The sequence below is a fragment of the Salinibacterium sp. 10G20-15 genome, from assembly GCF_057365065.1.
In genome coordinates this window covers 625,660-648,920 of the sequence record NZ_CP195118.1, presented here as the reverse complement: position 1 = coordinate 648,920, position 23,261 = coordinate 625,660, and the positions used below count along the sequence as shown (strand labels likewise).

Here is a 23,261-nt window from a genome sequence, read left to right as displayed (position 1 = left end):
TCAAAGCGAGTCTCAAGCTGGTTCCTTTGGATTGGGGTGGTGATGTGGATTGTCGCTCCGGTGCTCATAGTTGCGGTGGTTGTACTTCAGAACCGAACCGCTGAGTTTGCGACCGCAAAGCCCGCCTGGGCCCCTGTATCGGCACCTACCGTAAGGGCCACCGACGATGCCGATATCGCAATGAAGTGGGATCCAGGAGTGCAAATCCTCGCGCCCGCATGGCACGGGGTCGTCCAATCAGTGCAGGTTCAAACGGGAGATGCGGTCGCGGATGGCACCACTATTGCAACCGTGGACGGAGTGCGGCGCATCGCTTGGCACACGCCTGGCGCATTTTATCGACCCCTCGCACTCGGCGATACTGGGGATGACGTCTCCTGGCTCAAGTCGATTCTCCGCGCACAAGGCTCCGCGCTTTCCGAAACCGATCGTTTCGACTGGGCGACTCTGGTGGCTGTGCGATCGTTTGCAGCCGATCTCGGCGTCTCGGCATCGTCATATATTCGGACCTTCGACCACACGTGGGTCGTGTACCTCCCCGCAGCCATCCCGAGCTTGCAGTCAGTCTCTCTCGCTGGCGGGGCCCCAGCACTCTCTGCTGGATCGGTGGTTGCGACAGGATCCCCGGTACTCGTCGAGGCGACGGTTGTCGCCCGCGGTTCCTCGAGTGACTCCGCAGGGAGTGAGCAGGGTTCGGCCGAGCAGGCGGCGATCCAGTATGCAAATCGAACAGCGGCCGACCCGGTCGATGTCGAGCCCGGTGACGAGCTCATCTATGCCGGGGCTCCGCTTACCTGGGATGAAGTGCCGCCTCGGCTCGATTCCGCGTCGCTCGCATCCTTGGCTGAGAAGCTGGCCCCCAAAACAGGATCGGTGCCAGCGCAGCTTTTTCGATCTGCCACCGAGGGAGAATTGGAGGTTCCGTCAGCAGCGATCACCGCGTCTCCAACCCCGGCCATATGTGCCCGTCATGGTGACGTGATCCGAGAAGTCGAGGTGAATATTCAGTCCGACAAGTGGGGCGTCACGCGGATAGTTGCAAATATCGCTGAAGGAACTGAGGTCCGGGTGCCTGGGCCGTCAGAAACATTTCCATGCAGATCCGACTCGAGCGACTGAGCGTCGGAGTCGCCGGGCGAACCCTGGTGTCTGATCTCAACGCTGTATTCCTGCCCAGAACGCTGACATCGATCGCAGGGCCTTCCGGCTCGGGGAAGTCGACACTGCTGGCTACTATTGCGGGCCTGGCTCCGGCGACATCAGGTTCCGTCCATTTGGAGGGTCTTTCGCCGCACAATATCGCGCTTATGAGTCAAACGCCCGCAATACTCGCGCAACGTACGGTGAGGGACAATGTTGCATTGGGCGCGCTCGCCGCGGGCGCTTCATACGCAGCGGCTTCAGAGACCGCCGATCGGCTGTTGTGGGAGCTCAATCTGTCGCACCTCGCCGACTCCCGTGCTTTACAGACCTCGGGCGGCGAACGACAGCGACTAGCAATCCTTCGAGTGATCGCAAAAGGAGATTGCGCCATACTCGCGGACGAACCAACTGCCTCCCTGGATCCGGTAAGTCGGTCGGTCGTCGTTGACTCGCTGCGCGCGGCGGCGGACCGAGGAGCAATCGTGCTCATCGCAACTCACGATGAATACGTAGTCGATGCCTGCGACCGAGCAATCACTCCATGGGCGCAACCTTGAGCGGCTTTCGGCGCGATGAGGTCGTTCGCGAGTCTCTTCGTGGCGTTGTTGCTCGACGAGGCGGAAGCTCTCTCATCGTTCTTGCTGCGATCCTTGTAGGCGCAGCGACTACCGGATGGGGGTGGGCGGAAGCATCCGCTGCTCATTCGAGTTGGGTAGCGGCACACCTTGCTGGAGTCGACACCTTTTCTGTGCGAGCGACCTCGGCCTACCCACTTGACTCCTCACAGTGTGACGCATTACGTCAAGTCACCGGCGTGGAATCAGCAGGGGCAATTATCCGTACGGAAGCAATCGGAACCGTGCAAGCTCCGACAAGCAAGACAACGGTCGTTGTAGGAACGCCCGGTCTGGGGTCGTTGGCATTCCCAGCCGACAAGGTCAGCAATGCAAGCGTCGTTGCGGGCAGGGATCTAGCTGACGGTCTGGCGATAGTCCCGTCTAGCAACGTGACGATCGTCCGGGGGCAAGAGATGACAGAGGTAATCCAAGTGCATGCCGTTAGCAGGCACGCGGCGCGCATTCCTGGTTTGGAAAACGCCTTGTTGATTGCGAGCGGCGAACCTCAGCCGGTATCCGAATGTTTTGTGACGGCCCTACCCGGAGCTCGCGCCGCTGTGGAGCTAGTGCTGCATGGTTGGTTCGATACTCCAAACGTCAACGTGATTGACTATCTTCCTGCCGACGAACTTCGACTAGACCCGGAGAGCCAACTGCAGCATCGCCCTAGCGCATTTTCCCCGCTAATTGGCGCGGCGCTCTTGAGCGTTCTCTTGCTCGGATCGATCTGGTCCCGTCGGCAAGAAGCTGCGCTGTACAGGTTACTTGGTCTTAGATGGCCAGGACTTCTGATCCTTCACACATCAGAAGTCGCGATGCTAGTCCTGATGCCCTGTGCAGCTGCCGTTCTGGCCGTCGTTCTCGTCACGTCCGGGGCGGTCCTTCCTGCATCCGTCGGGAACGCAATGATCCGAGATATTGTCGGACTGCTCGTGTCGCTGTCGGTTCTGCCGCTACTTGCCACTGCGCTGTCTGCCTACGCCTCACCGATTGACGTATTCAAGGGTCGCTAGGCAAGCTCAACCAATGCAGGTTCCCCAAAGCATGCAGTCAGAGAAGTTATCTATGGTGACCAGCATTTCTTTGAACGCGAACGACGGGAAGACCTGAGTTCGAACGAATAGTGGTGTTCTTCGAGCGCAGTCCAGCGCAGGCTTTCACTGGCGTCGTCGGGCCATACCGCGCGACGGAGATGGTCAATGCGCGTCCGTTTCGAAGGAGTGAGGCCAAGGCAGCCCGATGGGTGTGGGTTCAGCTAGTTCACCGTTGTCAGTGGCGCGGTGCGCGTGCCAACACAAGGGCCGAGTATCGTCGCGGAATCGCCCAAGGGCGGGTGCCGTGCCGGTGTATTCGAACCCGACCTTCTCAGCGACGCGCGCCGAAGCAACGTTGCCCACGACAGCCTCCCAATGCAGCTCGGTGTGACCTGCCGATTGAAGCCAGTCAACAACAACAGCGACAGCTTCGGGCATGAAACCGTTACCGCGGTGGGGAGCGCCCAACCAATACCCGATCGCGGCGCTCTTCACGTTAAATCCAACAACGCCGAGCAGCAGCGGGTCGCCCGTGCGACGAATAGCCCACGTGAATTCGGTGCCCTCTGCCCACCACTGGGGTGCGAGTTCAGTGATGAATCCATCCGCATGCTCCCGCTCGTAGGGCCACGGGATGGGAACCGCATCTTTGAGCACGGTGTCCTGACAGTACGAGGTCATCACATCGACATCCGCCTCAGTGAGCGCGTCGAGAGTGAGTCGTTCGGTCGTCAGGACAACGGGCTGCATGTGGTGCTCGCTAGACCGGCCAGGGCTGGCCGGACTCGACCGCATAGGTCGGGTTCTCATCCGGAGCAGTGAGCGTTGCCCACCACGATGGCGGATGCGTTCCGCCACGGTATTCGCTCGAGGCGGGCTCGATGCCGGTGTAGATGAAGCCGAGGCTCTTCGCGATAGCGGCCGAGGCTTTGTTACCGACGAGGGCTTCCCAGCGCACTTCGGGGCGGCCAGTGGAGAACACCCAGCGGCAGACCTCGGCGACAGCTTCTTTCATGAAGCCTTGGCCGCGGTGCGGTTCGCCCATCCAGTAGCCGATGGTGTCGTTGTAGAGGCGAAAGCTGATGACGCCGAGCAGTTCGGGCTTGCCGGTTTCGCGGATCGCCCAGGTGTACTCGTCGTCGTCTTCCCACCACTGCGCCACCAGGTTGTTGATGAAGAATTCGGCATCCGACTTTGCGTACGGCCACGGGATCGTGAGCGTGTGCTCGAAGATCGGGTCTTGGCAGTAGGCGGTCATGAGCTCGACATCGTCGCCGGTGAGGGCGTCGAGAGTGAGGCGCTCGCTCGCAAGATTAAAGACCTGCATTAGCGCACCCGCGGCAAGAAGCCGATGCGGTCATAAACGCGGTCGAGCGTCTTCTGAGCCATCTCGTTGGCGCGCTCGGCGTTCTTGCTGAGCATGCGGTCGAGCTCGGCCGGGTCGGCAAGCAGCTCAAGCGTGCGCTCACGCACGGGCGCGAACTCGGACACGACAACCTCGGCAACTTCCTTCTTGAGATCGCCGTAGCCTTTGCCCTCGAACTGCGCTTCGAGGTCGGCAACGGATGTCCCACTAAACGTGGAGTGCAGCGTGAGCAGGTTCGAGACGCCCGGCTTTGCCCCACGGTCGAAACGGATCTCACGGTCAGCATCCGTCACCGCCGATTTGATCTTCTTGGCCGTCTTGTTTGGCTCGTCGAGCAACCAGAGCACGCCAGCATCCGTCGTCGCTGACTTGCTCATCTTCGACTCGGGGTTCTGCAGGTCGTAAATCTTGGCGGTGGCCTTCTGAATCTGCGGCTCGGGCATCACGAAGGTGTCGCCGAACCGCGAATTGAAGCGGGTAGCAAGGTCACGCGTGAGCTCGATGTGCTGACGCTGATCTTCGCCCACCGGCACGATAGCGGTGTCGTAGAGCAGGATGTCGGCGGCCATCAGCACGGGGTAGGTGAAGAGGCCAACGGAGGCGGCATCCGACCCCTGCTTGGCTGACTTGTCTTTGAACTGGGTCATGCGCGAAGCCTCACCGAAACCGGTGATGGTGTTCAGCACCCAGGCAAGCTCGGCGTGCGCCGGAACTTGCGACTGCACGAAGAGCACCGAGTGCTCGGGGTCGATACCGCCGGCAATGTACTGAGCGGCGGTGCGACGAGTCTGCTGGCGCAGCAGGGCGGGGTCTTGAGGAACAGTAATGGCGTGGAGATCAACTACGCAGAAGACGGCGTTGTAGTTCTCTTGCATCTCGCGCCACTGCATGAGTGCGCCAATGTAGTTGCCCACGTGGAGCGAATCGGCAGACGGCTGCATGCCGGAAAACAGGCGAGGTGTGGTGCTCATTAGCTAAGTCTTTCAGATCGAATAGTCAACAACGACGGGAGCGTGATCGCTCCAGCGCTCATCCCACGCGCCGGCCTTGTCGATGCGGTAATCCGCAACGGTGGCTGCAAGCGCGGGGGTGGCGACGTGGTAGTCGATACGCCAACCGGTGTCGTTATCAAAAGCTTGGCCGCGCTGTGACCACCAGGTGTAGGGGCCTTCGACTTCACCAGCGAACTGGCGGCCGACATCTACCCAACCGAGGCCGGGCGCGGCCGTGCCATCAACGCACTCAATGGTCTCGCCAGCGGCGCCGAAGAAGCGGTCGAAGTAGGCGCGCTCCTCGAGCAAGAAGCCGGCCTTTTTGCGGTTGCCGCGCCAGTTCTTGATGTCGAGTTCGCGGTGACCAACGTTGAGGTCGCCGACGATGAGGGCGTGGTCGCTGTGCGCGGCAAGTTCGGGCAGGCGCACAAGCATGGCCTCGAGGAACTTGTACTTCTCAACCTGCTTCGGGGTATCGACAACGCCCGAGTGAACGTAGGTGCTCACGACGGTGACGATTGTACCGTTGACGTCGAAGTCGGCTTCGAGCCAACGACCGGCGCTGTCGAAATCGTCGGCACCGAGCGCTACGCGGTGAGCAAGAGGGGCGGATGCCGCAGACCCCTTGCGGGAGGCCAGCGCGACTCCCGCGCGACCCTTTGCCGTCGCGGCGTCGTGCAGAATGTTCCAGCCATCGCCGAGCAAGCCTTCGATGTCAGCGTCGGCGGCGCGAACCTCTTGAAGCGCCAGAATGTCGATGTCCCGGGCATCCAGCCAGTCGCCCATGCCCTTGCGGTAGGCGGCGCGAACACCATTGACGTTGACGGATGCGATACGAAGACGTGTTGCCATGCCTCAAGACTACCGACGCGCACCGACCGTGCGGCACCCGGAAGTGATTGCCGGGCGCACTGCAACGGATACTACTTCTTTCTGTTGCGCTTCATCATTCGAGAGAACGTGCGCTTGAACTTCTTTTCATTGGCTCGGTCGCGCTCGCGGGCGTCGTCATCGGTCACTGTCGCTGTCGTCGACTGAGAGGACCGAGCGGAATCGCGCTGCGGTCGCCCTGTGGCTTTGTGCGCCTTGTGCGCCTTCGCGTCTTCGGTGGCTTTAGTTGACGTGACCGCACGCGGAGCATCTTCATCGCGCTGAGCACCGCTGATGTCGAGATCCGCGTCATCGGCAGCCACGGCAATCCAAGCAGCACCAATCAGGATGATCTGGCAAATGAAGTTGAACCAAATCAGCAGACCGATGATGACCGCGAAGGACGCGAGGAGAGGGTTGCGGGTTGCGCCTTCAAGTAAGAAGCCCCCACCGAACTTGAGCGCACCCAGGGCGACGGCGGCGATGATGGTGCCCTGAGCGAGCATCCGGAACGGAATCTTGATGCCAGAAACGACGCGGTAGAAGATTCCTAGCGTCGCGGTGTCGAGAATCAGCACGATAACGAGGGCAACACCGCGCGTGGCGATCACTGCGGCCGTTGAGTTTTCATTGATCGACACGAGGCCGAGAATCCAGTTGAGCGCGGCGGAGCTGAGCACCGAGACGCCAGCCGAAACGAGCACAGCAAGACCGAAACCGATTGCGAGCCCGGCATCCTTGAGCTTCAGAATGAGAAAATTTGTTTCGGAGCTTTCCAGCCCAAACATCGAGCGCACAGCGTCGCGGCCCGACGCAATCCAGCCCAGCGCAGTGAAGGCCAAACCGAAGGCAGCGATGACACCCGTGATGCCGAGAATGTTGGTGTCGGCGAGAGTGTCACGACTGATGGCACCATTGCCGCTGCCGTCACCGATGAGGCCGGGGATGTTCGTAGAAATGAACTTATAGACGGCATCGAGCAGCACGGGGTCGCCCTGCACGATGAACCCGGCGACAGCGAAACCAACCCAGATTGCGGCAAAGACGGCGAAGATCGCCTGGTAGGAAAGTCCCGAAGAAAGCAGCGGCCCCAACTTCTCTGCATAGTGCATGAAGACGCGAACGGGGCGTAGCTGGAGTACCCACTCAATGGCTGGTTTCAGTCGTTGCGCAAGTTGCATCCTTCCAGAGTAGCTAGGCTGTCTGTGCGTAACTCAGAGGAGAGGTCTTTTCACATGGAACTTCAGGGTGTTGGAGTCGGACGATCGGTCGCCATCGGGAAAGTCGTGCGAATGCCCGACCCCCTTCCGGAGCCGAAGGATGCTCGCCATTCCGGCGATGCCGCAGCAGAGAAAGAAGCCGCAGCTTCAGCGCTGACATTTGTGGCTGCCGATCTGCGTGCACGCGCCGAGAAGGCGGATGCTGAAGCCAACGAAGTTCTCACCGCCACAGCCCTGATGGCAGAGGACCCCTCAATTCTCGACAGCGTAAAGGAACTGATCGACGGCGGTAAAGCAGCCGAACGGGCAGTGTTCGAAGCTTTCGCATCGTTCCGCGAGATGTTGATTTCGTTGGGTGGCATGATGGCCGAACGCGCCACCGACCTCAGTGACGTGAGCCAGCGCGTTGTCGCTCGACTGCGAGGCGTAGAAGCCCCGGGCGTTCCTCAGCGCGATGCGCCCTTCGTTCTTGTTGCCGATGACCTTGCCCCGGCAGACACCGCTCTGCTCGAGCTCGACAAGGTGCTCGCTCTCGTCACGCGCCAAGGTGGACCCACGAGTCACACGGCCATCCTTGCTCGGTCAAAGGCAATCCCGGCGATCATGGGAGTTGCCGACGCGCTGAACCTTCCTGACGACACCGAGGTGATTGTGGACGCCGGTACGGGCACCATCACGACGGAACCTACCGCTGAGCAAGTCTCCGCCGCTGAGGCGCGCATTGCTGAGCTCGCTGCCGCCGCAAACGCCCCCATCACTGATGGAGCTCTCGCCGATGGAACTCTCGTTCCGCTCCTCGCCAATCTCGGCTCACCCTCGGAGGCCGCTCAGGCTGTTGAACTCGGCGCCGAAGGCGTTGGCCTGTTCCGCACCGAGCTCATGTTCCTTGACGCCACGACTGCACCGACAGTTGAGGAGCAGACCAAGGAATACACCGAGATGCTGCAGCACTTCCCGGGTAAGAAGGTTGTTGTTCGCGCTCTCGATGCCGGCGCCGACAAGCCGCTGAGTTTCATGGACATGGGAGAAGAGGTCAACCCGGCCCTCGGTCAGCGAGGCCTCCGCTCCCTTCGCGTCAACGAGAACATCCTGCGCGACCAGCTCACGGCTCTCGTGAATGCTCAGAACGCGACCGACGCCGACCTCTGGGTCATGGCCCCGATGGTGTCGGATGCCGAAGAGACTGAATACTTCGTCGCCCTGGGCCGCGAACTCGGCCTCAACACGGTCGGCGTCATGGCCGAGGTTCCTTCGCTTGCCGTTCTCGCCGATCAGGTCGCCGAGCGCAGCGACTTTGTTTCGATCGGCTCCAACGACCTCACCCAGTACACGCTTGCGGCGGACCGGATGCTCGGCACCCTCGCTAAGTTCCAAGACCCGTGGCACCCTGCCGTCCTCCGTATGGTCAAGAGCCTCGGTGACGCAGGTGCTGCCGCAGGCAAGCCTGTCGGAGTCTGCGGGGAGGCTGCCGCGGATCCTCAGCTTGCGGTAGTTCTCGTGGGTCTCGGTGTCACTAGCCTCTCGATGACGCCCGCTGCACTCGCCGACGTTCGTGCCGAGCTTAAGACCGTCACGCTTGAGCAGGCCAAGGCGCGGGCTGCCGCCGCGATCACTGCGACGACCGGGCCGACCGCTCGCGAAGCTGCGGCGCAGGCCGCCTAACGCCGGTTCAACCTCGACAGTGCCGCCACCCCCAAAACGGGTGGCGGCACTGTGGCGTTTCGAGGGTCATGTGGAGGCCGTTGCCGAGCGGGGGTGCCTGTTCGGCAGCAAAGTGGTCCACCCGAAAGTCGTATTTCTGTAGCTCTTTACGTGTCGCCAGCGCCGAACGTACAATTCTCGGCGCTCGCGAAGCGGGCAAATCGGGGTACAAAGTGTCGCGCTCAGTGGACTTCCCCGGAGCGCTGAAATCGCACCGTGATCGGCATAACTGGTCGGCCACCGCCGCACTCTAGTCGTGCCGCGGCGAACAGCGTGCTGATCTCAATTGTTGTGAAAAAATGCTCTCAGCGAGCGCAGGTGGTCTCGCTCGCGAACAACTGCGCTGGAGCGCGCCTCTAGTCTGAAAACCGCTAAGAACACAGGACTATTCGGGCCAGAATGATCTGTTCCCCCCTAGTGGGGGCACAAATTTGTCAGAAAACTCGGTAGTCTGCGTCATAGAGAACGGGTTATCCGGTCTCTTTGGGTAAGAAGGTTGTTTCTCCATAACCTTCGCCCCAAAGGGACAACAGAGAGGCCCGGGAAATGGATCAGGGGGATGAGCGGAATCGTGGCTCCGAAGCTAACCACTTCGGACGAGCAGCTGCTGGCACAGGCGCGTACGGGGGTACAAAACGCCTTTGCCGAGCTCTGGAGTCGCCACTACCGCTCGGGTATATGTGTTGCCCGTCAGTACACGTCGATAGACGCGGACGATCTCGTGTCTGAGGCGTTCGCGCGCATCTACCAGCGTGTGCTGGCGGGCGGCGGCCCGCAAGGAGCCTTCCGCCCGTACCTCTACACGACCATCCGCAACCTCGCCTCAACGTGGGGTGCCGCTTCCCGCGAGGTGCAAGTCGATGAGATCGCCGACTTTGAAGACCCCAGTACTCTTGACGATCCCATTGCGATCGCCCTCGACCACACGCTCACCGCGAAAGCCTTCCGAGAGTTGCCGGAACGCTGGCAGTCGGTCCTCTGGTACACCGAAGTGGAAGGCATGGATCCTCACGAGGTTGCCCCGCTGCTGGGGATGAGCGCCAACGGCGTCGCTGCCCTGTCATATCGGGCGCGTGAAGGCCTTCGTAAAGCGTGGTTGCAGGCGCACATTAACGATGCGACGGCATCCGGTGAGTGCCAGTGGGCGATGTCTAAGTTTGGGGAGCACGCCCGCAAGAGCTTGAGCGACCGTGATGCCAAGAAGGTTTCAGCTCACCTGGAGTCATGTACTCGGTGCGCAATTGTGTGTGAAGAAGTCGATGAAGTTGGTTCACGCCTAGCACTCGTGATGATCCCGATGCTGCTGGGCGGCGTCGCAGGAGGCGGCTTTCTCAGCGCCTTCGGGCAGGGCGGCGCAGCGTCGCTCACTGCCGCAGCGGCGCCGGCCATGCCAGCAGCAATCATCACCTCCACCCACGTGGCTGGCGCAGGAGCTGTGACAGCACTAGGTGGAGCGGGTGTCGGCGCTGTTCCGGTTGCGATCGCGGGGACCGCTGCCGCAGCGATCGCCATCGCGGGATCGTTCGTGGCTCTGGCCCCAATCGACACGGAAAGTAATTCGTCGGACGACACGTCCGCCAGTCAACCTCGTGATTCTTCGGACGAGAGCTCGGTTGCCGCGGCGAGTGTCAACGACACACTTGGCGGCGACCGATCCAACCCCAACAATCTTGTGATTCCCACTGTTCCTTCGCTCGACACGGACGAAGTTGCAACCTCGGCACCCGGTTCGACCTCGGGCTCGGCCGCTGGTGGGGCGGCCCCCGGAGGGCTCGGTTCTGATCTCGGAGGGCTTGTCGGCGGAGTCGGCGGCGCAGTCGGGGGACTCGTGGACTCAGTAGTGGGTACTGTCACTGGAGGAGCCCCTCCCGAGGGACACACCGCTGCTGGCGGAGTGGCCGCGGCGGACATTGATCTCAACCTAGTCGGAACGGCGACGCCGGGCGCGCACCTCTCGCTGCAAGCCGGCGGACTCGTGTACGCCACAACCACTGTTTCGAGCGATGGGACGTTTGCGCTGAATGTCACCGGAATTCCCGGGGGACTCTCCTCGCTAGATCTGGTGCAGACAGTAGACCGCGATTACCTTGCCGGAATTGTTGGTACGGGTGGCTTGCTTGGGGGGATCCTTGGCGTTGTCGATGGTCTCATCAACGACCTCATTAAGCCCCTGAACCTGTCGTCGGGCACTAACCAAGGCATCAACGTTCGCCTCCTGAGCTAAACCCCAGTTCGGGGGTGTTCAGCACGCTGCGCCGTCATAGTGCGTCGCGAGACCAGTCTCTTTGAGTGAGTAACCCGAATACTCAGTGTGGGCGGTCGCCGTGGGTGACGGCCGCTCACAAACACATCGCCCCTGTTGCTACCGAGGTAGCAACAGGGGCGAGCTTGTTGAGTGCGGGTGCGCCGTTACGGCTTGCCCTTAATGATGGCTTGCTTTACTTCAGCGATTGCCTGCGTGACCTGGATGCCACGGGGGCAGGCGTCGGTGCAGTTGAAGGTGGTGCGGCAACGCCACACGCCCTCTTTGTCGTTGAGGATATCGAGGCGAACCTGCGAACCCTCATCGCGCGAGTCGAAGATGAAGCGGTGAGCGTTCACGATGGCGGCGGGACCGAAGTACTGGCCGTCCGTCCAGAACACGGGGCAGCTCGACGTGCACGCAGCACACAGGATGCACTTGGTGGTGTCGTCGAAGCGAGCGCGTTCAACGGGGCTCTGCTTGCGTTCCTTGCCGCCCTTGATGGCGCCAGCCATCAGGAACGGGTTGATCTCTTTGTAGGAGTCGAAGAACGGCTCCATGTCGACGATCAAGTCCTTCTCAAGCGGCAGGCCCTTGATGGCTTCCACGTAGATGGGCTTGGTGATGTCGAGATCCTTGATCAGGGTCTTGCAAGCCAGGCGGTTGCGGCCGTTGATGCGCATGGCATCCGAACCACAAATACCGTGCGCGCACGAGCGGCGGAAGGTCAGCGACCCATCCTGCTCCCACTTGATCTTGTGCAGGGCGTCGAGAACGCGGTCAGTGGCGTACAGTTCGACGTCAAAGTCTTCCCAACGCGGCTCTTCGTCAACATCCGGGTCGAAACGACGGATGATGAGCGTCGCAGTGAAGGTAGGAATCTCTTCGGCTGCGGCAGGCTTCTTGTCAGCGACGGCAGTGCTCATTAGTACTTTCTCTCCATCGGCGGGTAGTTAGTGATCACTACCGGCTTCCAGTCGAGGCGGATGTGGTCACCCGCCTCCTCTGATTCTGGGTCGCCGGTGAGGTACGCCATCGTGTGCACGAGGAAGTTCTCGTCGTCACGGTTGGGGTAGTCCTCACGCATGTGACCGCCGCGGCTTTCCTTGCGCGACCGAGCGGAGTACACGAGTACTTCAGCGAGGTCGAGCAGGAAGCCGAGCTCGACGGCTTCGAGCAGGTCGGTGTTGAACCGCTTGCCCTTGTCGTGGAGCTGAATGTTCTTGTAGCGTGCGCGCAGCTTCTGGATGAGCTGGGTAACCTCTTCGAGGCTTTCATCCGTACGGAAGATCTGAGCGTTGCGGTCCATCGAGTCTTGCAACTCTTTACGGATCACCGCAATGCGCTCGGTTCCATCGCCGGAGCGGACCATGTCGAGGATGCGCTTGACGCCTCCAGCAGGATCCTTAGGCAGCGGAACGAACTCAGCGGTCTTCACGTACTCAACAGCCGACTTTCCGGCGCGCTTTCCGAAGACGTTGATGTCGAGCAGCGAGTTGGTGCCCAAGCGGTTAGAACCGTGAACGGAAACACACGCGCACTCGCCGGCGGCGTACAGGCCCTTGACGACATCCGTGTTGTTGCGCAGAACTTCAGCTTCAACGTTGGTCGGGATGCCACCCATGGCGTAGTGCGCGGTGGGCAGTACGGGGACCGGCTCGGTGTACGGCTCAACACCCAGGTAGGTGCGCGCGAACTCCGTGATGTCTGGCAGCTTCTCGTCGATAACGGCAGGCTCGAGGTGAGTGATGTCGAGGAACAGGTAGTCCTTGTCGGGACCAGCTCCTCGACCTTCACGAATCTCGGTGGCCATCGAGCGCGCAACGATGTCTCGCGGGGCGAGGTCCTTGAGCGTCGGCGTGTAACGCTCCATGAAGCGCTCACCCTCGGCGTTACGCAGGATCGCGCCTTCACCTCGAGCAGCCTCAGAGAGCAGGATGCCCAGTCCAGCCAACCCGGTGGGGTGGAACTGGAAGAACTCCATGTCTTCGAGCGGAAGGCCCTTGCGCCAGATGATTCCGACGCCGTCACCGGTGAGGGTGTGAGCGTTGGATGTCGTCTTGAAGATCTTGCCGAATCCACCGGTAGCGAAGATGATCGCCTTCGACTGGAACACGTGCAGCTCGCCGGTAGCGAGCTCGTAGGCAACAACGCCGGAGGGTTCTTCGACGCCATCAACCTCGGTCATGACCAGGTCGAGAACGTAGAACTCGTTGAAGAAGTTGATGCCGAGCTTGACGCAGTTTTGGTACAGCGTCTGAAGAATCATGTGACCCGTGCGGTCGGCGGCGTAGCAGGCGCGGCGAACCGGAGCCTTGCCGTGCTCGCGAGTGTGACCACCGAAGCGACGCTGGTCGATCTTGCCGTCGTCGGTGCGGTTGAAGGGCAGGCCCATGTTTTCGAGGTCGATGACCGCGTCAATGGCCTCTTTAGCGAGGATCTCGGCAGCGTCTTGGTCGACGAGGTAGTCGCCACCCTTGACGGTGTCGTAGGTGTGCCATTCCCAGTTGTCGTCCTCGACGTTGGCGAGGGCCGCAGCCATACCGCCCTGCGCTGCACCGGTGTGCGAGCGCGTGGGGTAGAGCTTCGAGATCACCGCGGTCTTGGCGTGCGGGCCGGCTTCAATAGCGGCACGCATGCCAGCGCCGCCGGCACCCACGATGACGATGTCGAACTGGTGGTAGTGGACTCCGTCAATGACGGTTCCGTCGGCAATGTCGCCGGTGTTGATCGTAGACAATTAGAGCGCCTCACAGAAGCTTGCGAGCAGGGCTGGGTCAGCACCGGCTGGGCAGGGGTCGAAGGTGGTGATCACGAGGGTTCCCAGCGCGATCAGGATGATGGTCGATACGGCGATGCCGCCAAGCAGCACCGTGCGTACCTTCGGGTTGGTCGCATAGTCGTTGACAAGGGTGCGCATACCGTTGGCACCGTGGATGAGCGCGAGCCACAGCATCAGACCGTCCCAAACCTGCCAGAACGGATCGGAGAGCTTTCCGCCAACGAACGCAAAGTCGATTGCTTTTACGCCTTCGCCCAGGAACATGTTGACGAGAAGGTGGCCGAAGATGAGAACGACAAGAACGACACCAGAGGCGCGCATGTAGATCCATCCCCATTTCTCCCAGTTGATGCCGCCAGTGCGGCGACCGCGGGTGGGGGTACGGGGGGCTTCGATGAGACTCATGCTCAACCTCCGAAGACGTGCATTAGCTGGCGGGGGATGAATCCGGCGAGCAGCACCAGCCAGATACCAATGACAACCCAGAACAGGGTGCGCTGGTGCTTGGCGCCGAAGGCCCAGAAGTCGATGAGGATGATGCGCAGTCCGTTGATCGCATGGAACCCGATCGCCGCAACGAGGCCGATCTCAGCGAGCCCCATCAGAGGCGTCTTGTATGAGTCGATCACAACGTTGTAAGCCTCAGGGCTCACGCGAATCAGTGCAGTGTCCAAGATGTGCACGAGGAGGAAGAAGTAAATGGAAACACCGGTAATACGGTGCAACACCCACGACCACATGCCCTCGTTACCCCGGTACAGGGTGCCAGCAGGTCTCTTGGGTGAGCGAATCTTGGGCGGCGACTGCGGCTCCGCCACTAGGTTGCTCGCCGACTTCTCTGGCACGAGGACCCTCCTTGCGGTCTTGGGTCGCGTCCACCGCGACCGATGAGTGTCCGCACAGCGGACCTACCCATTCTATTCCTGCTCGCAGACCGCCGCTTCCCAGTCGACCCTAAATAGCAAGAATTCGCGTCGCTTTTCGTGAATATTGCGAAACTTAAGCAGCACTAATGGGCGCTCGCCCGAAAAACTACGGCGTAGAAGCAGTTGCGGTAAGAGTTTCGGCGAGGCGAGCATCCGACGAGTCAGCCTGGTCGAGTGCTGCGCGGTACCACTCAATCTTTGCCGTGATGCCGACGAGGTGCTTGTGCTGCTCGGCGAGCTCGCGCGCAACGTTGTCGCGGTGTTGCTCGAGCAGGCGCATCCGCTCTGCCGAAGTGTCTTTGCCGCTGCGCACCAGATCGGCGTACTCGAGGATCGTGCGAATCGGCATCCCGGTGCGGCGAAGGTGACCGATGAACTCGACGGCTTTGACATCCATCTCGCGATAGCGCCGTTGGCCGTTCGAAAGGCGGGGCACTTCAAGCAGCCCCGCTTTCTCGTAATAGCGAAGCGTGTGCACCGTGACGCCCGTCAGCGCGGCGACTTCGCCGATCGTGAGTACCTGTTCAGTCTGGTTCGTCATAACGGTGTTCATTGTTCTCCCTAGAGCGCACTCTAGGTCAAGCGCTTGGGAGAACGAGGAGCGCCCGTCTTACCGCGTGAGCTGAGCCGGCACCGTCGCGATTGCGTCGTTGTAGTGCGCGACGAGTTCAGCGCAAATGCCGCTCCACGATTTGTTCAGCACCGTTCGACGGCCGGCCTCGCCCATGCGAGCGCGAAGTGCCGGGTCGAGGGAGAGTGCCTCTATATAGGCGCGCAACTCATCCTCGTTATCCGGTTCAAAAAGGAAGCCATTCGTGCCGGGCGCGACCAAGTCGATTGGCCCACCCGCACGGGGCGCCACGACCGGCAAGCCAGCAGCATGAGCCTCCTGAAGAGTCTGGCCGAAAGTCTCCTCCGTGCCCGTGTGAGCGAACACATCGAAAGCCGCATACGCCGTGGCCAACTCTTCTCCGCCCAGCTTGCCCAACCAGGTCACCGGGATGCCGGCGAGCTCCTTCTTAACAAGAGGCACCGATGAACCGTCCCCCACAATGGCCACGCGCACGCCCGTGAGCCCGCGAAGAGCCCGCAAGCGTTCCACTTGTTTCTCCGGAGCAATGCGTCCGACATAGCCGACCACCACTTCGCCGCGGGGCGCGAGGCGTTTGCGTAGTCGAGCTGTAGCCGGAGAGAGCTTCTTGGCGGGGTGGTACATCGTGAGGTCAACACCGCGGCCCCAGCGTTCCAGCTTCGTCAAGCCGATGGACTGCAGGTCGGCCATCGCCGTGGTCGAAGGAGCGAGAGTCAATTGCGCACCATCGTGGATCCAGCGCACAATGCGCCACGCCAGCTTCGTGGCCTGACCGAGGTGGTGGCGGCGCGCGTAGCCAGCGACATCCGTCTGAAAAATGGCAACCGTGGGAATGCCGAGTCGGTTGGCTGAGGAGATTGCCTGTGCGCCGAGAAGGAACGGGGCGGCCGCGTGAACAACATCGGGCCGGAAGTCGGCGATTAGCTTGTGCACCTGTGGATTGGGGAGCCCTACGGGGAACTGGCGGTAGGCCAGAGCCGGTACCGCGTGGACCGGAAACCCCGCATACGTTTTCGGTGCGCCCGCCGAAGGACAAATCACCATTGCATCGTGGCCTTCAGCGCTCAAGTGATCGAGCACTTTGAGCACGCTGTTGGTGACACCGTTGACAGTGGGAAGAAAACTCTCGCTCACAATAACGACTCGCACAATAAGCACCTCAATCGGTCTCGTGTGACTGACGGTACGAGGCGTGGATAACCGGCGAGTTAACGTGTGCTGAAGTCTAAGGTGGAGACATGAGCCAACCTGAGGCGTCGTTCGACAATTTCTATAGCGTGATCCCCGCCGGTGGCATCGGATCACGGTTGTGGCCGCTTTCGCGGGCGGATGCGCCCAAGTTTCTGCACGACCTCACCGGGTCGGGTCAGACCCTGCTGCGCGATACGTGGGAGCGGCTCGCACCGCTCTCTGGCCCTGACCGGATCATGGTCGTCACCGGGCGCGCACACCGCGCTGCCGTTGAAAAGCAGATTCCTGAACTCAGCGACCCCAACGTTGTGCTCGAGAGTGAGCCGAAAGACTCCTCGGCGGCCATTGGGCTTGCGGCCGCGATTCTGCTTAAGCGTGACCCCAACGTCATTATTGGATCGTTTGCTGCTGACCATGTGATTCGTGACATCCGCGGGTTTAGGCGCAGCGTGCGGGAATCAATCGCCGTCGCCAACGCCGGCTTCATCGCGGCCATCGGCATTACGCCCACCGAGCCTGCGATCGGCTTCGGGTACATTCACTGCGGCGCCGCACTCGACATTGAGGGGGCTCCGAGCGCGATCGGCGCCAAGTCCTTCGTAGAGAAGCCCAACTTCGCAACCGCGCAGACCTACGTTGCCAGCGGCGATTACCTGTGGAACGGTGGCATGTTCATTTCTCGAGCGGATGTACTGCTTGAGCAGCTGGGCCAAGCAGAACCAGAGCTGCTAGCGGGACTGACTGCGCTGGCCGAAGCATGGGACACTCCGAGGCGAGGCGCGGTCGTGGATGCGGTGTGGCCCCACCTCACCAAAATCGCCATTGACTACACCGTGGCAGAGCCTGCAGCAGCAGCGGGCAAACTCGTCGTCGTGCCTGGCGACTTCGATTGGGACGACGTAGGAGACTTCGCGTCCATCGCCAAACTGCACTCGGGCGGTCGCAAATCCGACCTCGCCATTTTGGGTAGAAACGCCCGCGTTTTGGCAGACAAATCTACCGGTGTGGTCATTAGCCAAACTGACCGGCTTATTTCCCTTATTGGGGTAAACGACATTGTCGTGGTCGATACGCCTGACGCTTTGCTGGTTACGACAACTGCAAACGCTCAACGCGTGAAATCTGTAGTGGATGCTCTAAAGATCTCGGGGCGCAACGACGTTTTGTGACGCGGCCATTTCCCATTTGTAACCATTCGGCTTCGGCGCTCATATTCGCACAATCGTTTACTTGATTCTTAGGTACCGTAGGTTCATCATGTTTCGACAATTTCTGTCGAACAGCATCTTGGAGGACACCTTGAGAATCAGCACTCACGGCCGCGCACTCAGCGGCATGGCGCTCGTTGCCACCAGCGCACTCGTACTTGCCGGTTGCGCAGCAGCACCCGAAGAGACCGACGCCGGGTCGGGCGAAACGCTTGACTTCCTTCCCTGCATGGTTTCTGACTCGGGTGGATTCGACGACAAGTCGTTCAACCAGCTCGGTTACGAAGGTATCGAAGCAGCGGCAAACGACCTCGGAGTCACATTCCGCACTGTCGAGTCGACCAGCGATGCAGACTACGCACCGAACATCGAAAGCCTCATCGCTGAGGGTTGCGACCTGATCGTCACTGTTGGATTTAACCTCTCCGCAGCAACTGTTGAGTTCGCTCAGGCTAACCCCGATGTCAACTTCGCCATCGTCGACGACGCAGCTGACAACGACTTCGACGGCACGACTGACGCCGACAACATCAAGCCCATCCTCTTCGACACCGCTGGTGCCGCATTCCTCGCTGGATATGCCGCAGCAAGCTACTCCGAGGCTGGCGTAATCGGTACGTATGGCGGAATGAACTTCCCCACCGTCTCCATCTTCATGGATGGCGCCGCTCAGGGCGTTGAGTACTACAACGCAGAAAAGGGAGCCGACGTCACCGTTCGCGGTTGGGACACCGCAGCGCAAGATGGAACGTTCATCGGAAGCTTCGCTCCCGGAACTGACTCGCGCGCGGCAGCGCAGAACCTGATCGACCAGGGTGCAGACGTTCTGCTCCCCGTTGGCGGACCTATCTTCCAGAGCGCGGTTGAGGCAATCCGCGACTCCGGCAAGGATGTCGCCATGATCGGTGTTGACGCTGACCTCACGGAAACCGAGACCGAGGCAGCAGACCTGTTCCTCACCTCGATCCTCAAGCAGATCAGTGTTGCTGTTGAAGACGTTGTGAACGAGGCATCCAGCGGAAAGCTCGACACCACGCCGTACATCGGCACGCTTGAGAACGGTGGAGTTGGCATCGCGCCGTTCCACGACTTCGAGTCGAAGGTTGACGGCGGCCTCGAGGCAGAGCTCGTCGCGGTCAAGGACGGCATCATTTCCGGCGACATCGCCGTGAAGTCGTACCTCAACTAGTTAGACAAGACTGGAGGGGGCTGGCTCGTGAGGGTCAGCCCCCTTCGTTTTCGAGTAGTCGTCTGTGACTATTCTTGTGAATCCCACGATGGCGAAGACGCCATCACAGCACTGAGGAGAGATTGTGAAGCTTGAGCTGCGAGGTATAACCAAGCGCTTCGGTGACCTAATCGCGAATGATCATATTGATCTCACGGTCGAAGAGGGCGAAATCCATTGCCTGCTCGGCGAGAACGGCGCGGGTAAGTCAACGTTGATGAATGTGCTCTATGGCCTGTATCAGGCCGAAGAGGGTGAGATTCTCATCGACGACGAAGTTCGCCACTTCGCCGGCCCCGGTGACGCAATGCGCTCCGGCATCGGTATGGTTCACCAGCACTTCATGCTGATTCCGGTTTTCACGGTCGCTGAAAACGTGGCTCTCGGCCACGAACAGGTTTACGGTCCGGGGCTGCTGAACATCGAAGCTGCCCGCACACTCGTGCGAGATATTTCCGCACGATTCGGATTCGACATCGACCCCGATGCCCTCGTTGAAGATCTCCCCGTCGGCGTGCAACAGCGCGTAGAGATCGTCAAGGCGCTCTCTCGCGAAGCCAAGGTGCTCGTCTTCGACGAGCCGACCGCCGTGCTCACGCCTCAAGAAACCGATGAGTTTATGGCGATTATGCGCCAGCTCAAAGGCGAGGGCACGTCAATCGTCTTCATCACGCACAAGCTGCGAGAGGTTCGCGAAGTAGCGGATCGCATTACCGTTATCCGCCTAGGAAAGGTCGTCGCCGAAGCCGACCCGAACGCTGATAAAGAAGAGCTTGCGTCGCTCATGGTCGGCCGAGCTGTCGATCTGACGATCGACAAGGCTCCGGCCCAGCTGACCGACAACTCCCTCGTCATCGACAAGCTCACGATTGCTGACGAGGTCGGCCATCGGGCAGTTGAGGACCTGAGCGTCACCATTCGTGGCGGCGAGATCCTTGCCATCGCGGGCGTTCAGGGAAACGGTCAGACTGAGCTCGCCGAGGCGTTGCTCGGGATGCAGTCGCGTGCCTCTGGATCGATCACGCTCAATGGCACCGAGCTTCTTGGCCTCAATCCTCGCCAGATTCTGGATACAGGGGTGGGATATGTGCCAGAAGACCGCACGGTTGATGGCCTCGTGGGGGGCTTTAGCGTTGCCGAGAACCTTATGCTCGACCGTAGCGACGGGGAACCGTTCGTGAAGCTGGGCACGCTGCAGACGGATGTTCTCAATGAGTTCGCGACGGAAAAACTCGAGTCCTACGACATCCGCTCGCAGAGCATCCACGAGCACGTTTCAAAGCTCTCCGGCGGAAACCAGCAGAAAGTTGTACTGGCCCGTGAAATGAGCCGGGAGCTTTCGCTGCTCGTCGTTTCGCAGCCGACCCGTGGGCTGGACGTCGGGTCGATCGAGTTCGTCCATGAACAAATCGTCGGTGTGCGTGATCGCGGCGTCCCCGTCATCGTTGTCTCGACTGAACTCGACGAGGTCGTCTCTCTCGCGGACCGAATTGCGGTCATGTACAAAGGGCACATTGTCGGAATCGTTCCTGCGGACACCCCGCGCGAAAAACTCGGCCTCATGATGGCCGGCGAACGCATTACGGAGGAGGCAGCATGAGCGAGCCAACACCCCAAAAACCAGAAGAGCACAAGCCAGAAGACGCCTCTGCGTTGAACCGCGCCGAGAGCTCACAGATCAATCCGGATGCCGCTCGCTGGTCGAACGCCTTCCGTGAAATCGCGTCGGGTAACGCGTTGCTATCGGTGCTCGCCGTAGTGCTGGCCATCGTCATCGGTGGAGTTCTCATTGCCTTGACCGACCCGGGAGTGCAAGCGACGGCCGGATACTTCTTTGCTCGCCCTGGAGATCTCTTTGCCGCTGTCGGTAGCGCCGTTGGTGGTGCGTACCTCGCACTGTTCCAAGGGTCCGTCTACGATTTCCGTCGGGATGACTTCCTTTCGGCAATCAAGCCGCTTACTCAGACGCTCGTGTTCGCGACGCCGCTGATCGCCGCTGGTCTGGGCGTCGCTATCGCCTTCCGCGTCGGTCTCTTCAACATCGGTGGCCGTGGTCAGATCATCGTGGGTGCCGCTTTTGCGGGCTACGCCAGTTTCGCTTGGGATCTGCCGATTGTCATTCACGTGGTGGTCGCGGTGCTTATGGGCATCATCGGTGGTGCGCTCTGGGGTGCTATCGCGGGAGTTCTGAAAGCGCGAACCGGCGCCCACGAGGTGATTGTGACGATCATGCTCAACTACGTCGCGTACTACTTGATTAGCTTTTTCCTTCGTACCGATTTGCTCAAGAACCCGGGATCCAACAACCCTAAGACGCCTCCGGCTGCGGAGAACGCCGTTCTTCAGCCCATTTTTGGCGACGGCTTCAAGCTGCACTGGGGCTTCGTGCTCGTTGTAGCCGCAACCGTTGTAGCGTGGTGGCTAATTGACCGCTCCAGCCTCGGTTTCAAGTTCCGCGCGGTAGGCCTCAACCCGCATGCTGCTCGCGTTGCCGGCGTCAAAGTCGAACGCATTTACGTCTACGTCATGTTGATTGCGGGAGGGTACGCGGGTCTCGCCGCCAGTACCGAGGTGCTCGGAACAACAACGAGCGGGTTCACTTCGGGCGTTGATGCCGGAATTGGCTTCGACGCCATCACGGTGGCGTTGCTCGGCCGGTCCACCCCCTGGGGAACTTTTGCCGCCGGAATTCTCTTCGGCGCGTTCAAAGCCGGTGGCTTCACGATGCAAGCCTCGCAGAGCATTCCGATCGATATTGTGCTCGTCGTGCAATCGCTGATTGTTCTCTTCATTGCAGCGCCGCCGCTCGTGCGGGCTGTATTCCGATTGCCGCAACCCGGCGCTCGCGCAAAGAAGGTGCTGAGCTAATGACTTTCACAAAGAACACTGAAGGCAAGACCGCGGCGACATCGACGATCGACCGCCGCAGTTGGAAGCTGCCGATTGCATTTGCGATCGTGTCAGTCTTCTCCGGCGTGCTCTTCATCGGTTTCGCCGAAGACGCGCCTACGGGATTCAACCTTTCCACCGGTACCGACCTCATCCAGCTTCCGGTAGTTCACCTGCCAGCGCTGGCCACCGGCGTGATTGTGACCATCCTGACGGCGCTCATTGCCGTCGGCTCGGCCTTCATGATCTCTCAAGACCGGGCGGTTCCTCGGTGGATTCCCATCGTGGGCGCCATCTTTGCGCTCGCAGGATTCCTCACCTGGGCTGCGGCGGACGAAACTCTGCGAGTGCCCGAACTGTTTGCGGGCTCACTCGTTCTCGCTGTGCCGCTCGTATTCGGTGCGCTCGGTGGTGTTATCTCCGAACGTGTCGGCGTAGTTAACATTGCGATCGAAGCGCAGTTGCTTGCAGGAGCTTTCGTTTCTGCCGTTGTTGGCACGATCACGGGATCACCTTTCGCCGGACTGTTCGCGGCGGCTATTGCCGGAATGCTTGTCTCGTTCTTGCTTTCGGTGTTTGCGATCAAGTACCTCGTCAACCAAATCATCGTGGGTGTCGTCATCAACGTTCTGGTGTCAGGTCTCACGGGGTTCTTGTATTCGCAATGGCTCACTGAGAGCCCGGGCGAGTTGAATAACCCTGAAGGGTTCTCGACGCTGGCGATTCCTTTCTTGAGCGGCATTCCGATCATCGGACCGGTGTTCTTCAAGCAGACCCTTATCGTGTATCTGCTGTACATCATCGTTGCCGCTGTGGCCTTCGCGTTATACCGCACTCGCTGGGGACTGCGCCTGCGCGCCGTCGGCGAGCACCCCAAGGCTGCAGACACTGTCGGCATCAACGTGACGCTTACCCGTTTCTGGAACGTCGCCCTTGCCGGTGCGATCGCCGGTCTGGGTGGAGCATTCATTACGCTGAGCCAGACAGGCCAATTTGGCAAGGACGTTACGGCGGGCGCCGGCTTCATCGCCCTCGCCGCAGTGATCTTCGGGCGCTGGGACCCGATCAGGGCCACGCTCGCTGCGCTGCTCTTCGGCTTTGCCAGCAATCTGCAGAATGCGCTCAGCGTTGTCGGTTCGCCAGTGCCGAGTGAGTTCATGCTCATGCTGCCGTATGTTGTGACGATCATTGCCGTTGCAGGCTTGGTCGGAAAGTCGCGGCCGCCAGCAGCATCCGGAACACCGTATATCAAGGGGTAGC

General features: G+C 60.6%; 21 protein-coding genes. 10 read left to right on the top strand and 11 right to left on the bottom strand.

The genetic code is table 11. From position 1 onward, the window contains the following. The first annotated feature begins 36 nt into the window (after window positions 1-36). Genes ACR3YK_RS03035 through ACR3YK_RS03025 form a run of 3 tightly spaced genes read left to right on the top strand, consistent with a single transcriptional unit; the run spans window position 37 to window position 2,773 of the window. On the top strand, window positions 37-1,119 hold the full coding sequence (locus ACR3YK_RS03035; RefSeq protein ID WP_486175769.1) for a hypothetical protein: 1,083 nt from the start codon (window positions 37-39) through the stop codon (window positions 1,117-1,119). Then, on the top strand, window positions 1,095-1,700 hold the full coding sequence (locus tag ACR3YK_RS03030; RefSeq protein WP_486175768.1) for an ATP-binding cassette domain-containing protein: 606 nt from the start codon (window positions 1,095-1,097) through the stop codon (window positions 1,698-1,700). Before ACR3YK_RS03035 ends, ACR3YK_RS03030 begins: the two co-directional genes overlap by 25 nt. Next, window positions 1,685-2,773, top strand: coding sequence for a hypothetical protein (locus ACR3YK_RS03025; RefSeq protein WP_486175767.1), 1,089 nt, complete (start codon window positions 1,685-1,687; stop codon window positions 2,771-2,773). The genes ACR3YK_RS03030 and ACR3YK_RS03025 overlap by 16 nt, the downstream gene beginning before the upstream one ends. Before the next feature lie 183 nt (window positions 2,774-2,956). Here ACR3YK_RS03025 and ACR3YK_RS03020 read toward each other — a convergent pair whose 3' ends face one another. From ACR3YK_RS03020 to ACR3YK_RS03000, 5 genes are all read right to left on the bottom strand, one after another. Next, window positions 2,957-3,544 carry a GNAT family N-acetyltransferase gene (locus ACR3YK_RS03020; RefSeq protein WP_486175766.1) on the bottom strand — a complete coding sequence of 196 codons (588 nt, stop codon included), beginning with the start codon at window positions 3,542-3,544 and terminating at the stop codon, window positions 2,957-2,959. Window positions 3,545-3,554: 10 nt separating this feature from the next. Next, window positions 3,555-4,121 carry a GNAT family N-acetyltransferase gene (locus tag ACR3YK_RS03015; RefSeq protein ID WP_486175765.1) on the bottom strand — a complete coding sequence of 189 codons (567 nt, stop codon included), beginning with the start codon at window positions 4,119-4,121 and terminating at the stop codon, window positions 3,555-3,557. After that, window positions 4,121-5,131 (bottom strand): tryptophan--tRNA ligase, encoded by a 1,011-nt coding sequence (gene trpS / locus ACR3YK_RS03010; protein ID WP_486175764.1) that lies wholly within the window; start codon window positions 5,129-5,131, stop codon window positions 4,121-4,123. The genes ACR3YK_RS03015 and trpS overlap by 1 nt, the downstream gene beginning before the upstream one ends. A gap of 12 nt (window positions 5,132-5,143) precedes the next feature. Continuing rightward, a complete protein-coding gene (locus ACR3YK_RS03005) occupies window positions 5,144-6,004 on the bottom strand; it encodes an exodeoxyribonuclease III (RefSeq protein WP_486175763.1) in 861 nt (286 codons plus the stop codon). A 71-nt stretch (window positions 6,005-6,075) separates the two neighbouring features. Next, a complete protein-coding gene (locus ACR3YK_RS03000) occupies window positions 6,076-7,203 on the bottom strand; it encodes a YihY/virulence factor BrkB family protein (protein WP_486175762.1) in 1,128 nt (375 codons plus the stop codon). A gap of 111 nt (window positions 7,204-7,314) precedes the next feature. On the opposite strand from ACR3YK_RS03000, the gene ptsP reads away from it, so the two are divergent. Together ptsP and ACR3YK_RS02990 are read left to right on the top strand one after the other, a co-directional pair. Then, window positions 7,315-8,904, top strand: a complete 1,590-nt coding sequence (gene ptsP, locus ACR3YK_RS02995) for a phosphoenolpyruvate--protein phosphotransferase (RefSeq protein ID WP_486175761.1) — start codon at window positions 7,315-7,317, stop codon at window positions 8,902-8,904. Between the two features lie 598 nt (window positions 8,905-9,502). Further along, a complete protein-coding gene (locus ACR3YK_RS02990; RefSeq protein ID WP_486175760.1) occupies window positions 9,503-11,167 on the top strand; it encodes a sigma-70 family RNA polymerase sigma factor in 1,665 nt (554 codons plus the stop codon). Window positions 11,168-11,352: 185 nt separating this feature from the next. On the opposite strand, the gene ACR3YK_RS02985 is transcribed toward ACR3YK_RS02990, so the two are convergent. The 6 genes from ACR3YK_RS02985 to ACR3YK_RS02960 form a co-directional block, all read right to left on the bottom strand. Beyond that, entirely contained in the window at window positions 11,353-12,111 is a 759-nt protein-coding gene (locus tag ACR3YK_RS02985; protein ID WP_486175759.1) for a succinate dehydrogenase iron-sulfur subunit, read from the bottom strand. Then, entirely contained in the window at window positions 12,111-13,925 is a 1,815-nt protein-coding gene (gene sdhA, locus ACR3YK_RS02980) for a succinate dehydrogenase flavoprotein subunit (protein WP_486175758.1), read from the bottom strand. Before sdhA ends, ACR3YK_RS02985 begins: the two co-directional genes overlap by 1 nt. Continuing rightward, the gene (locus ACR3YK_RS02975) at window positions 13,926-14,372 is read right to left on the bottom strand and encodes a succinate dehydrogenase hydrophobic membrane anchor subunit (protein WP_486175757.1); all 447 of its coding nucleotides are present in this window, start codon (window positions 14,370-14,372) and stop codon (window positions 13,926-13,928) included. Between the two features lie 2 nt (window positions 14,373-14,374). Beyond that, complete coding sequence (gene sdhC / locus ACR3YK_RS02970) at window positions 14,375-14,785, bottom strand: succinate dehydrogenase, cytochrome b556 subunit (RefSeq protein ID WP_486176363.1); 411 nt, start codon at window positions 14,783-14,785, stop codon at window positions 14,375-14,377. 214 nt (window positions 14,786-14,999) lie between these two features. Then, window positions 15,000-15,446, bottom strand: coding sequence for a MerR family transcriptional regulator (locus ACR3YK_RS02965; protein WP_486175756.1), 447 nt, complete (start codon window positions 15,444-15,446; stop codon window positions 15,000-15,002). Window positions 15,447-15,503: 57 nt separating this feature from the next. Further along, on the bottom strand, window positions 15,504-16,634 hold the full coding sequence (locus ACR3YK_RS02960) for a glycosyltransferase family 4 protein (RefSeq protein WP_486175755.1): 1,131 nt from the start codon (window positions 16,632-16,634) through the stop codon (window positions 15,504-15,506). An 89-nt stretch (window positions 16,635-16,723) separates the two neighbouring features. On the opposite strand from ACR3YK_RS02960, the gene ACR3YK_RS02955 reads away from it, so the two are divergent. The 5 genes from ACR3YK_RS02955 to ACR3YK_RS02935 all read left to right on the top strand — a co-directional run bounded on the left by ACR3YK_RS02955 (window position 16,724) and on the right by ACR3YK_RS02935 (window position 23,260). Continuing rightward, window positions 16,724-17,845, top strand: coding sequence for a mannose-1-phosphate guanylyltransferase (locus ACR3YK_RS02955; protein WP_486175754.1), 1,122 nt, complete (start codon window positions 16,724-16,726; stop codon window positions 17,843-17,845). Window positions 17,846-17,933: 88 nt separating this feature from the next. Beyond that, window positions 17,934-19,073 (top strand): BMP family lipoprotein, encoded by a 1,140-nt coding sequence (locus ACR3YK_RS02950; RefSeq protein ID WP_486175753.1) that lies wholly within the window; start codon window positions 17,934-17,936, stop codon window positions 19,071-19,073. Between the two features lie 124 nt (window positions 19,074-19,197). Beyond that, on the top strand, window positions 19,198-20,712 hold the full coding sequence (locus ACR3YK_RS02945; protein WP_486175752.1) for an ABC transporter ATP-binding protein: 1,515 nt from the start codon (window positions 19,198-19,200) through the stop codon (window positions 20,710-20,712). Continuing rightward, window positions 20,709-21,980 carry an ABC transporter permease gene (locus ACR3YK_RS02940; protein WP_486175751.1) on the top strand — a complete coding sequence of 424 codons (1,272 nt, stop codon included), beginning with the start codon at window positions 20,709-20,711 and terminating at the stop codon, window positions 21,978-21,980. The genes ACR3YK_RS02945 and ACR3YK_RS02940 overlap by 4 nt, the downstream gene beginning before the upstream one ends. Continuing rightward, window positions 21,980-23,260, top strand: coding sequence for an ABC transporter permease (locus ACR3YK_RS02935; RefSeq protein ID WP_486175750.1), 1,281 nt, complete (start codon window positions 21,980-21,982; stop codon window positions 23,258-23,260). The genes ACR3YK_RS02940 and ACR3YK_RS02935 overlap by 1 nt, the downstream gene beginning before the upstream one ends. Window position 23,261: the final 1 nt, after the last annotated feature.